The following is a 10,795-nucleotide window of genomic DNA, read 5'->3' on the forward strand; positions in this document are numbered from 1 at the left end:
TGTGCCCTCGATCGACAACTCTCCTATAATGAGTCGCCATGGACGTTTTGCTCATCGAAGACAATCCCGATCTGGCGGGTAATATCGTAGATTATCTCGAATCGCGAGGACACCGCGTCGATCTGGCGCGCGATGGCCTCAGCGGCCTGCATTTTGCCGCCAGCAAGGCGTTCGACGCCATCGTGCTCGATCTGGGCTTGCCCGGCATCGACGGCGTCGAGCTGTGCCGGCGCCTGCGAGAGGAAGGCCTTGCCACCCCCATCCTCATGCTCACCGCCCGTGGTGAGCTCGATGACAAGGTGCTCGGCCTCGAAGCCGGGGCCGACGATTACCTCGTCAAGCCGCTGTCGCTGCGCGAGCTCGAAGCGCGCTTGCGTGCGCAAGTGCGCCGCGCCGCCGGAGGGTTGGAGCAGCAACGCTTGCAAGTGGGAGATCTGCTGCTCGACGAGCGCACCCGGCAGGTATCGCGACAGGGGCGCCGGATCGCGCTGGCACCTTTGGATTATCAATTGCTGCGCCTGCTGATGCGTGCCTCACCCGCCGTGCTGCCGCGCGAGCGCCTGGAAGCCCTGCTGTGGGGGGATGATCCGCCCGACAGTGACGCCTTGCGCGCCCACATCCACCGCCTGCGGCTGGCGATCGACCGTCCCTTCGACGTCCCCTTGCTGCACACGGTGCCGCACGTGGGCTACCGGCTGGCCGTGCCCGATGAAGCAGAAACGTCCTCCTAGCCTGCGCCTGCGGCTCATCGCCGCCTTCGTCTTTCTTGGCGTAGCCTTGGGGCCCCTGGTGTCGGGCGCCATGCTCTGGGTGAGCTATACCCTGGAAGAGGAAGCGGTAAAGGCGACGGTGCAGGAGCGGTTGCAGCACCTCTTGAGCACCCCGGAGCATTACGTCCTGCGCGAGCATCCCCGCCATCCCAAGGTCTATGTTTTGTCCTCGTTCGAACTCGAGGGCGTGCCGGATCGCATTTTTTCCCGCGCCGACGGAATCCATGAATTCGAACTGGGGCACCGGGCCTGGATCGTCGGGCTGGCGAGCCTCGGCGACGGGCGGCGTTACGCCGTGCTCGAGGACATCTCCAGCATCGAACGGCGCGAATGGGTGAGCGTGTTCATCGTGCTCGGCGGCGCGGCTTTTTCCGGCTATGTCGCGCTGTGGTTCGGTTTCTACTTTTCACGCCGGCTGCTCGCGCCGCTCACCCGGCTCGCCGGGCGCCTGGGCGAGGCGAACGATCTCGCCGCCGAGGTGCGGCTCGCCGAAGAAGGGCTGGACGAAGAGGTGCTGGTGCTGGCGCGAGCGCTCGACGAGTATCGCTGGCGCATGTCCGAGCTGCTGGCCCGAGAGCGGGAATTTTCCGCCGACGCAAGCCACGAGCTGCGCACGCCGCTGACCGTGATCCGCCATGCAGCAGAGCTGCTCGCGTCAGATCCCTCTCTCTCGGAGCGTTCCCGGAGGGCTCTGGCGCGTATCGATCACGCGAGCGCACGGATGGCCGAGACCATCGAGACCCTCCTGCTGCTCGCGCGCGAACCGGAAGCGACGCGGGAGGAATTCGACGTGAGCGAAATCGTTCGCAATTGCCTTGCTCAGGTCGAATTCACTCCACGAGACGGAGGTCCTGTCCTGCATTTCAGCGTCGAGGCGAGCCCGACGCTGCATGGATCGCCCCAGACGCTCGCGGTGATCGTGACCAATCTGGTGCGTAATGCCCTGCAGCACGCCCGCTGCCACCGGGTCGAGGTAAGCATCGATGCGCAGGGGGTGAATATCGAAGACGACGGGATCGGCCTTCCTGATCAGGACGCGGCTCGAGCCCAGGCTCGTGGCCGTGGGTTGACGATCGTACGCCGGCTGTGCGAACGGGAGGGGTGGGTCCTGCACTTCGAACGACCCGCTACGGGGGGCACCCGAGTCCGGGTCGCGTTTTCCCGGCCGGAGGAAGAAGATTCCGGCCGGGAATGATCAGGCGCGCGCGAGCGGCTTGTAACGGACGCGCCGCGGGCGGGCGGCGTCTTCGCCGAGGCGTTTTTTCTTGTCCTCTTCGTATTCGCGGTAGTTGCCCTCGAAGAAGGTCCACTGCGAGTCGCCTTCGGCCGCGAGGATGTGGGTGCAGATGCGGTCGAGGAACCAGCGGTCGTGGCTGATCACCAGCGCACAGCCGGGGAATTCGAGGAGCGCTTCTTCGAGCGCTCGCAGCGTTTCCACGTCGAGGTCGTTGGAGGGTTCGTCGAGTAGCAGCACGTTGCCCCCCTGGATCAGGGTCTTGGCGAGGTGCAGCCGTCCACGCTCACCGCCCGAGAGTTTGCCCACGGGTTTTTGCTGATCCGCTCCCTTGAAGTTGAAGCGGCCGAGGTAAGCCCGGCTGGGCATCTCGAAAGCGCCGACCTTGAGGATGTCGAGCCCACCGGAGACTTCTTCCCACACCGTCTTGTTGGGATCGAGCCCTTCGCGGGATTGATCCACGGCGGCGATCTTTACCGTCGGGCCGATCTCGATCGTGCCGGAATCGGGCTGTTCCTTGCCGAGGATCATGCGGAAAAGGGTGGATTTACCCGCGCCGTTGGGGCCGATGATGCCGACGATCGCCCCCTTGGGTACGGAGAAGGAGAGGTCGTCGATGAGCAGCCGATCGCCGAAGCCTTTGCTCACGTGGTGGAATTCGATCACCTTGTCGCCGAGCCGCTCACCGGGCGGAATGAAGATCTCTTGGGTCTCGTTGCGGCGCTGGTATTCGATCGAGGCGAGCTCCTCGTAGCGCGCCAGACGCGCCTTGGATTTCGCCTGCCGCCCTTTGGGGTTTTGGCGCACCCATTCGAGCTCTTGTTTCATGGCTTTGAGGCGAGCAGCTTCGGCCTTGGCTTCTTGCTCCAGGCGCTTTTCCTTCTGCTCCAGCCAGGAAGTGTAATTGCCCTTCCAGGGGATGCCCTCGCCGCGGTCGAGTTCCAGGATCCATTCCGCGGCGTTGTCGAGGAAGTAGCGGTCGTGCGTGACGGCCACCACCGTGCCGGGAAAACGCACGAGGTATTGCTCGAGCCATTCGACCGATTCGGCGTCGAGGTGGTTGGTGGGTTCGTCGAGCAGCAGCATGTCGGGCTTGGAGAGCAGGAGCTTGCACAGCGCCACGCGCCGCTTCTCGCCGCCGGAGAGGTGCGCGATCTTGGCGTCCCACGGGGGCAGGCGCAGCGCGTCGGCAGCGATCTCCATCTGGTTTTCGAGGTCTGTGCCGGCGCTGGCGAGGATGGCCTCGTATTTGGCCTGCTCTTCGGCGAGTTTCTCGAAGTCGGCGTCGGGCTCGGCATAGGCGGCGTAGATTTCCTCGAGCTTGCGCCGCGCCTCGACGAGTTCGCCCAGCCCCTCTTCGACTTCTTCGCGCACGGTCTTTTCCGGGTCGAGCTGGGGTTCTTGCGGCAGGTAGCCGATGCGGATACCGGGCTGCCATTGCACCTCGCCGTCGTACTCCTTGTCGACGCCGGCCATGATGCGCAGCACGGTGGATTTGCCCGCGCCGTTCAGGCCCAATAGCCCGATCTTGGCGCCGGGAAAGAAGGAAAGCGAGATGTCCTTGATGATCTGACGCTTGGGGGGAACGATTTTGTTCACCCGAAGCATGGACATGACATACTGAGCCATGGTACTCCTGAAGAATTACGGTTCAATGGGTCATTGTACCCGAAACGCCGGCCGGAGTTCCCGGGACTGGTTCATGGCTCCCCAGAGGCGGCGAGGACGTTTGGGGAAGTCTCTCTTGCGCTGGGCCATTGTCGGGCAAATAGGCGATGATCTGGCACAGCACGGCGGCCAGATAGGGGATCGCCTGCAGCATGAGGATGGAGACCCAGAGTTTGATTTCCAGGTCGAGCAACCCTCGTTCGGCCACGAGAACCCCTGCACCCAATACGATCGTCGCGAGCAGGCCGAGTTCCTCGCGGATGGGGCCAAAGAAGGCAAACGTTCCTTTGGCGCGCCAACCTTTGGGGGTGCGCACGAAGGTGCCTTTCTTCTGGAAGAGCCCGGCGAAGACGCCGCGCGCGATGGTGTGCGCCAAGCCGACCGAGAGAATCGAGGCGCCGAGGATGTCACTCCAGCGCGTGTGCATGGTGCGCCGGTAGAGGACGGGCCCGAGTGCGGTCTTGAAGGCCATGAAACCGAGCACGGGCATGGCGAGCGAGGCGACCGGCAGGGCGAAGGTTTTGGGGAAGTGGATCATGCCCAGCGTCCAGTAGATGGAGGCGAGCGCGAAGACGAGGTGCAGGGCATCACCGAACCAGGCGAACCAGCCGGTGAGGAAGTGGTAGCGCTGAGCGAAGTTCAGCTTCGAGGGTCGCAGCCCCAGGAGCTTGGGCAAGTGGGCCTTGAGGATCTGCATCGCACCGAACGCCCAGCGGAAGCGCTGCGACTTGATGGCGGCGAAGTCCGAAGGGGTGAGGCCACGGCCGAAGATGTGATCCACGTAGCGGGTTTCGTAGCCGAGCTCGATCAGGCGCAGGCCGAGTTCGGTATCCTCGCAGATGCACCATTCCGACCAGCCGCCGACTTCCTCCAGGGCCCGGCGGCGGATGAGCGTCATCGTACCGTGCTGGATCAGGGCGTTGCGTTCGTTGCGGTGGTGCATGCCGATGCGGAAGAACCCTTCGAACTCCCAGTTGCACATGCGCTGGAAGAAACTGTGTTCGAAGTCGCGGTGCGCCTGCGGCGCCTGGACCACCGCCACCTGAGGGCTGTCGAGGAAGTGCGGCACGAGTCGGGCGAGCCAATCGGGTTCGACGACGTAGTCGGCATCGACCACACCGACGATCTCGGCGCGCGGATCCGTCTGCTCGAGGGCGAAATTGAGCGCCCCGGCCTTGAAGCCGGGCCACTTCGGCAGGTGGAAGAAGCGGAAACGCGGCCCGAGCGTGGCGCAGTGCGCCTCCACCGGCTTCCACAGGGCCTCGTCGGTGGTGTTGTTGTCGACGACGATCACCTCGAAGTTAGCGTAATCGAGCCGGGCGAGGGAGTCGATGGTGGCGATCACCATCTCGGGCGGCTCGTTGTAGCAGGCGAGGTGAATGGAGACGAAGGGCTGCTGCTCGGGCGGCAGGGGTTCTCGGGGGATGAAGCGCCGGCGCCATTGGCGCTTGAAGAGCACCTCGCCGAACTCGAAGCCGTGCGACAGCAGTACGGCGATGGTCATGAGGGTGGCAAAGATGAGGAAGACGAGACCGACGAGATCGCCCCGCGAGAGGTAATAATCCTTGGGTAGATAGACGCCGACCACGAGTACGGCCGCGGAGAGTTGAACCAGCCCCATGAGCCACAGGCGTCCGAGCACGTTCCAGCTACCCAGAGCGAAGGCGATGAGGAACATGGGCACGGCTGCGACCGCTACCGCCAGGCGCGCTTTTTCTTGCCAGCGTACGTCGCTCACGATGAGACCGTCGAGGGAATACTTGAGCTGACGATCGGCGTCGAACATGCCCCAGTAGGAACCCGCCCAGCCTTCCACGGCGACTTTCCAGGGCTGATCGAACGCCTCCATGATGAAGTAATCGAGGAAGGCGGAACGTGGATCGGCGAGGAATCCGCGCACGAAGCGCACGGCGTCTTCGAGGGTGGCGCGGGCGTATTCGTCCCCGCCCATGAGGTTGGGCATCACTTCACCCTTGGTGGGCCAGCCGATCTCGCCAATGACGATGGGCTTCTTGGGAAATCGCTGCCTCAGCTCTTCGTATCGGCTGAAAGCGTATTCGAGCGCCCGTGCAGAGGAGATGCCCTCGTGATAGGGCAACAGGTGCACCATGAGGTAATCGACGTGGTCGACGAGCTCGGGGTTGGCGAGCCAGACGTGCCAAGGTTCGGCGGTGGAGACCGGAGGACGTTGTCCTTTGCGGAACTGGCGGCGGATGTCGGCGCGCACGCGGTCGAGATGGGACGCCATCTCGGCCACCGTCATCTCCTTGCGCAGCAGCGCTTCATTGCCCACCACGATGCGTTCGATGTTCTTGTGTCGCTTCAGGAGCGCCAAGCCTTCGGTAATCTCCCGCTCGGAGAGTTCCTTGTCGGCCGAGACCCACAAACCCATGGTGACGGTAAAGCCTTTTTCTTCGGCCAAGGGATAGATCGAGGGGACATCGGAGACGCCGTAAGTACGGATGCGGCGAGTGTACTTGCTCAGGATGTCGAGGTCTTCGGCGACCTGTTCGGGGGTTGGATACTTCTTCTCGAAGGGAGACTGGTCACGACGGAAAGGGGTGTAGGCGAAGCCGCCGATCTCGCCCGAGACGCCGGGCATGGTGTCGACCCGCACCTGCCATTGCCACAGCTTGAAGGTGCCGAACATCACGAGCAGGGTGAGGAAGAGGGCGACGAGCACCCGCCAGAAGAGATGGAGTTTTGCGCTCACTGCATCGATCCGTGGTACGGGAGGATAACGGACGATTTTACGGCTTCCCGTGCGGAATTGGCCGGGGCGATGAGAAAATGTTTGTTTCCTGGTGGATGTAGACGGCGAACCGGATGACGAAGAAGAGCGGATGGCGCGCCTTGGTGCGCGGCTGGTTCTTGGGTGCGATCCTGGTGGGGCTCGCCTGCCTATGGGTGCGCTTCGGATGGCTGGAGGCGCAACTCGCGCCGGCGGCCTGCGGCGGCAAGTGGGTGCCCGGAGGAGGCGTTGCCTGTGCAGCCAAGTTCCTGTTGGTTCAGGCGTTTCTCGAGGAACGCATCGGTTGGGTGGCCGTGTTGTGCGCGGCCCTCTCCCAGCTTCGTGGATCGCGCCGCTGGGCGGTGGCGGCGCTGTGGCTCGGCGTGGCGGCCACGGTGTTCTATGCCGCCACGCCGGGAGTCATTGCTGTGCTATGGGCTTTGCCGCGGCTGTGGTTCTGCGATGCGCCGCGTGGATGGCTCGCGCGAACGTCATCGCCGTGAGTCCCCACAGCAGTGCCTGGCCGTTGCCCGGTTCTTCCAGCCAGCGGTAGAGGCCAAAGGCGAAGAGAATCCAGGCCCAGAGCCGCTCTTCGGCGCTCACCTCCCATGCGCGACGCCAGGCAAAGAGCGCGAGCGGCAGATAGAGCGCAGTGGGAAAGTCGCGGTAGCGGCCGTCGACCACGAGCCAGACGGAGGCCACGGCGGCGCAAAAGAGCAAGAGCCGCAGCGCGAGCGCGACGGAGCGGGCCGGCAGGCGCGGCGCCACGGCAAGCCGCGCGGCGACGAGAATCGAGGCGAGTCCGATCGCTCCCAACACGCTCCATTCCACGGCGTCGCGGTAGGCCAGCCGGGCGTGTTCCCACTGCCACATCGCGATGAGTCCGAGCACGGCGCCAGCGAGCGCATGCCACGCGTGGTCGCGTCCGCTCGCGGTTCTTGGCGCGGCCATGAGGAGCAGCAGCGCCGCGCCAGCCCCCGCCCAAAGGAGTACCGGCCAGAACGATTCACGCTCGGCGATCGGCCCCGTAAGGGGGAATTTGGGCACGAGCGAAGTGTCGAGCATGCCCCAGTGGCCACCGACGGTGCCCTCCAACCAGCGCTTCCAGGGCTGGTCCACCGCTTCGATGAAGTTGTACTGCCAGCCATGACGCTCCGCCAAGGCCAGGAACTCGCGCACGTAGCGCGCCTGGTTCACGCGCGAAGGGATCGCTCCTTCGCGCTGGCGTCCGGCACTGGGCCAGCCGGTCTCACCGATCACCACCGGTTTGGTCAGCAAGGTGCGGGCAAGCGTCCTGATGCGTACGAGATGATCGATCGCCGCCTCGATCGGCTGAGGGCGGTCTTCCCAGTAGGGCAGGATGTGGATGGTGGCACGATCGACGTGCGGCTCGAGCGCGCTGCGATGGCGCAGCCAGAATTCCCAGACGTCGGCGTAGGTCACCGGCACGCGGCTGCGCGCGCGGGCTTCTTCCAGCCAGCGGCCCATCGCCTCCGGGCTTTGCTCGCGGCGCAGCAGCACTTCGTTGCCGACGATGAGCATCGTCACGACGTCGGCGTTGGCATTGGCCACCTCCAGTGCGCGCTCGAGCTCATGGCGGTTCTTATCGTCGTCGCGCCCGATCCATGCCCCCAAGAGCACGGTGAGCCCGAGTTCGCGTGCCACTTCGGGGACCCGATCCAGCCCTTGGTCGACCGAGTAGGTGCGCACGCAGCGGGTGACGGCGGCGAGCGAGCGCAGATCGGTGGCGATTTCTTCGCGAGTGAGTTTCAGGTCTTTCTTGAACGGGGTGTAGCCGTCGCGATAGTAGGGAGCGTAAGAGACGCACTGCAGACGCGGGTCGGCGAGCGGCGAGGAGGGCAGATCGATGGGGCGACTCTCGTGCCAGTACCACCCCAGGAGGGCGGCGAGCACGAGCGCCGTGAGAGCGAAATACCGCCGTAAAGGCGCCTGCGCGGCAGAGAGCATGGTTCAGACTGAGAGGAGTGCATCATAGGCGCGCGCCGTGAGCAGCTCGGGAAGAGGCGCGTCTTCGTCGGGCAGCAATTGCAGGAGCCAGACCTCGTAGGGCGCTTCGTTGAGTCGCTCGGGTCGTTCGCGGGGCTCTTCGTTTACCGCGACGACGGTGGCGGGGAAAGGGCAGAGAATCTCGGAAGCGACCTTGACCGATTCGACGACGGCGAGCACGTCTCCGGCTTCGAGATGCTGACCAGGCTCGGGCAATTGCACATAGACGATGTCGCCGAGCTCACGTTGGGCATGATCGGTGATGCCTAGAGTGTAAATTCCATCGTCTTCGCGGCGCAACCACTGGTGGCTGGGAAGGTACAGACGGTCGTCGGGAGAGGGATTCATCACGGGCTCCGGGGCAAGCTGCAGGGGCGCCAAATTAGCATCAAGTGCCCAAAGGGGCAAGGAATTTTTCCGCAAACGTCTAGCCAAAGCAAGAGAAAGCAGGTAAGGTCTTGGATACGTCGGTCGATACCGGCGTGCTCTACACGACAGCGGAAAGGAAAGATCATGAATCAAGCAGCAAAAGCGGGCGATACCGTCCAGGTCCATTACACCGGCAAGTTCGACGACGGCTCGGTGTTCGATAGCTCGGCCGGGCGCGACCCGCTCGAATTCACCGTCGGCTCCGGTCAGGTGATTCCCGGTTTCGAACAAGCCGTGGAGGGCATGGCCGTGGGGCAGACGAAAACCGTCACCATCCCGGCGGCCGAGGCCTACGGGGATCGCGTGGCAGAGGCGGTGTTGCAGGTGCCGCGCGAGCAGCTGCCGCCGGATCTCGAGCCGGAAGTGGGACAGCAGCTGGTGATGCAATCGCGTGACGGTCGGCAGATCCCCATCGTCGTCGTCGAAGTGACCGAAGATTCGATCACCATCGACGCGAACCACCCGCTCGCCGGGCGCGACCTCACGTTCGAGATCGAGCTCGTCGCCGTTCAGTAAGGGCTTTACGGCGGGCGAAGGGTGGATGCGATGAAAGTGGATCTCCATTGCCATTCGCTCGTCTCGGACGGGGTTCTCACCCCGGCCGAGGTAGTTCGTCGCGCCGCCGCGAACGGCGTGGCGTTGCTCGCACTCACCGACCACGACGAGACCGCCGGCTGCGCCTCGGCTGAGGCAGAGGCGCGCCTGTGGGGCATCTCTTTCGTGCCGGGGGTAGAGATCTCGGTGTCGTTCGCCGACGAGACGATCCACGTGCTCGGCCTGGGCATCGATCCCGACGATCCTGCCCTCAGTGAAGGCTTGCAGCGGGTGCGATCGGGGCGCGACGCGCGGGCGAAGCGCATCGCCGAGGAGCTCGAGCGCCATGGCATCCATGGTGCATGGGAAGGCGCCCTTCGCTTCGCCAAGAATCCGGCCTTGGTGAGCCGCGCGCATTTCGCCCGCTATATCGTCTCCCTCGGTCTGATGCGCTCTGTCTCGGAAGTTTTTGAGTACTACCTCGCCAAGGGCAAGCCCGGCTACGTCCAACACGAGTGGGCCGTGCTCGAAGAGGCGCTCGCCTGGATCCACAGGGCGGGCGGGGTGGCGGTGCTGGCCCATCCGGCGCGCTACCGCCTCTCGACCTCGCAGTTCGCAGAGCTGCTACGGCGCTTCGATGAAGCAGGGGGCACGGCCATCGAGGTGAGTTCCGGTTCCCACGGCCCCGACGACATGCGCCGCTGGGCGCACGTGGCGCGCCAATGGGGCTTTGCCGCCTCGCTGGGGTCCGATTTTCATTCTCCAGGAGAATCGCCCGTCGAACTGGGCGCGGCGCCCCCCTTGCCGCCCGACCTCACGCCGGTGTGGCAGCTGCTCGAATACGCGCTATAATGTTTGGTTATGGCGCAAATCCTCTCCATTCATCCCGTCGATCCTCAACGCCGACTCGTCGACCTCGTCGCGCGTCAATTGCGGCAAGGCGCGGTCGTGGCCATGCCCACCGACTCGAGCTATGCCCTCACCTGTCATCTGGGGGACGTCGAGGCGATCCGGCGCATTCGCCGTATTCGCGACATGGACGAGTCGCAGCCGTTTACCTTGCTGTGCCGCGACCTCTCCGAGCTGGGCAACTATGCCCGGGTGGATAACCGCGTCTTTCGCCTGCTGAAGGCCAACACCCCTGGTCCCTACGTCTTCATTCTCGAGGGAACGCACGATCTTCCCCGGCGCATCCTGCACCCCAAACGGCGCACGATCGGCTTGCGTGTGCCGCAGCACCGCGTGGTACAGGCGATCCTTGAGGCGCTGGGCGAGCCGCTCTTGAGCACCAGTCTGATCCTGCCCGGTGAGGAGGAGCCTTTGCCCGATGCCGAGGCGGTGGCCGAGCGCATCGGCAAGCTGGTCGACGTGATCGTCGACACGGGCGAAACCTGCCGCGAGCTCACCACCGTGGTCGATCTC

At 64.5% G+C, this 10,795-nt stretch carries 10 protein-coding genes; 6 read left to right on the forward strand and 4 right to left on the reverse strand.

Annotation, left to right across the window (positions count from 1 at the left end; all coding sequences use genetic code 11):
- Positions 1–38: 38 nt before the first annotated feature.
- Complete coding sequence (locus tag EPD81_RS06650) at positions 39–731, forward strand: response regulator transcription factor (protein WP_142804660.1); 693 nt, start codon at positions 39–41, stop codon at positions 729–731.
- The gene (locus EPD81_RS06655; protein ID WP_142804661.1) at positions 709–1,965 is read left to right on the forward strand and encodes a HAMP domain-containing sensor histidine kinase; all 1,257 of its coding nucleotides are present in this window, start codon (positions 709–711) and stop codon (positions 1,963–1,965) included. Before EPD81_RS06650 ends, EPD81_RS06655 begins: the two co-directional genes overlap by 23 nt.
- Here EPD81_RS06655 and ettA read toward each other — a convergent pair whose 3' ends face one another.
- Positions 1,966–3,633 (reverse strand): energy-dependent translational throttle protein EttA, encoded by a 1,668-nt coding sequence (gene ettA, locus EPD81_RS06660; RefSeq protein ID WP_142804662.1) that lies wholly within the window; start codon positions 3,631–3,633, stop codon positions 1,966–1,968.
- 22 nt (positions 3,634–3,655) lie between these two features.
- Positions 3,656–6,322 carry a glycosyltransferase gene (locus EPD81_RS06665; protein WP_142804686.1) on the reverse strand — a complete coding sequence of 889 codons (2,667 nt, stop codon included), beginning with the start codon at positions 6,320–6,322 and terminating at the stop codon, positions 3,656–3,658.
- Between the two features lie 176 nt (positions 6,323–6,498).
- Between EPD81_RS06665 and EPD81_RS06670 the strand changes: the two genes are divergently transcribed.
- Complete coding sequence (locus EPD81_RS06670; protein WP_142804663.1) at positions 6,499–6,906, forward strand: hypothetical protein; 408 nt, start codon at positions 6,499–6,501, stop codon at positions 6,904–6,906.
- On the opposite strand, the gene EPD81_RS06675 is transcribed toward EPD81_RS06670, so the two are convergent.
- On the reverse strand, positions 6,824–8,371 hold the full coding sequence (locus tag EPD81_RS06675; protein WP_185955380.1) for a beta-1,6-glucan synthase: 1,548 nt from the start codon (positions 8,369–8,371) through the stop codon (positions 6,824–6,826). The genes EPD81_RS06670 and EPD81_RS06675 overlap by 83 nt on opposite strands.
- A gap of 3 nt (positions 8,372–8,374) precedes the next feature.
- Complete coding sequence (gcvH, locus tag EPD81_RS06680) at positions 8,375–8,758, reverse strand: glycine cleavage system protein GcvH (RefSeq protein WP_142804664.1); 384 nt, start codon at positions 8,756–8,758, stop codon at positions 8,375–8,377.
- A gap of 165 nt (positions 8,759–8,923) precedes the next feature.
- Here gcvH and EPD81_RS06685 point away from each other — a divergent pair, with 165 nt between their 5' ends.
- From EPD81_RS06685 to EPD81_RS06695, 3 genes are all read left to right on the forward strand, one after another.
- The gene (locus EPD81_RS06685; protein ID WP_142804665.1) at positions 8,924–9,355 is read left to right on the forward strand and encodes a peptidylprolyl isomerase; all 432 of its coding nucleotides are present in this window, start codon (positions 8,924–8,926) and stop codon (positions 9,353–9,355) included.
- Positions 9,356–9,385: 30 nt separating this feature from the next.
- The gene (locus EPD81_RS06690) at positions 9,386–10,225 is read left to right on the forward strand and encodes a 3',5'-nucleoside bisphosphate phosphatase (protein ID WP_142804666.1); all 840 of its coding nucleotides are present in this window, start codon (positions 9,386–9,388) and stop codon (positions 10,223–10,225) included.
- Positions 10,226–10,234: 9 nt separating this feature from the next.
- On the forward strand, positions 10,235–10,795 hold a 561-nt coding region (locus EPD81_RS06695; RefSeq protein WP_142804667.1), incomplete at its 3' end, for an L-threonylcarbamoyladenylate synthase.

This window comes from Tepidiphilus sp. J10 (assembly GCF_006980785.1).
Classification (GTDB): Bacteria; Pseudomonadota; Gammaproteobacteria; order Burkholderiales; family Rhodocyclaceae; genus Tepidiphilus; species Tepidiphilus olei.

Bases quoted from the DNA above. Each gene is read 5' to 3' on its own strand.
- EPD81_RS06655 (WP_142804661.1), top strand. From the start codon at position 709: ATGAAGCAGAAACGTCCTCCTAGCCTGCGCCTGCGGCTCATCGCCGCC.
- EPD81_RS06670 (WP_142804663.1), top strand. From the start codon at position 6,499: ATGACGAAGAAGAGCGGATGGCGCGCCTTGGTGCGCGGCTGGTTCTTG.
- EPD81_RS06665 (WP_142804686.1), bottom strand. From the start codon at position 6,322: ATGTTCGGCACCTTCAAGCTGTGGCAATGGCAGGTGCGGGTCGACACC.
- ettA (WP_142804662.1), bottom strand. From the start codon at position 3,633: ATGGCTCAGTATGTCATGTCCATGCTTCGGGTGAACAAAATCGTTCCC.
- gcvH (WP_142804664.1), bottom strand. From the start codon at position 8,758: ATGAATCCCTCTCCCGACGACCGTCTGTACCTTCCCAGCCACCAGTGG.
- EPD81_RS06675 (WP_185955380.1), bottom strand. From the start codon at position 8,371: ATGCTCTCTGCCGCGCAGGCGCCTTTACGGCGGTATTTCGCTCTCACG.
- EPD81_RS06650 (WP_142804660.1), top strand. From the start codon at position 39: ATGGACGTTTTGCTCATCGAAGACAATCCCGATCTGGCGGGTAATATC.
- EPD81_RS06690 (WP_142804666.1), top strand. From the start codon at position 9,386: ATGAAAGTGGATCTCCATTGCCATTCGCTCGTCTCGGACGGGGTTCTC.
- EPD81_RS06685 (WP_142804665.1), top strand. From the start codon at position 8,924: ATGAATCAAGCAGCAAAAGCGGGCGATACCGTCCAGGTCCATTACACC.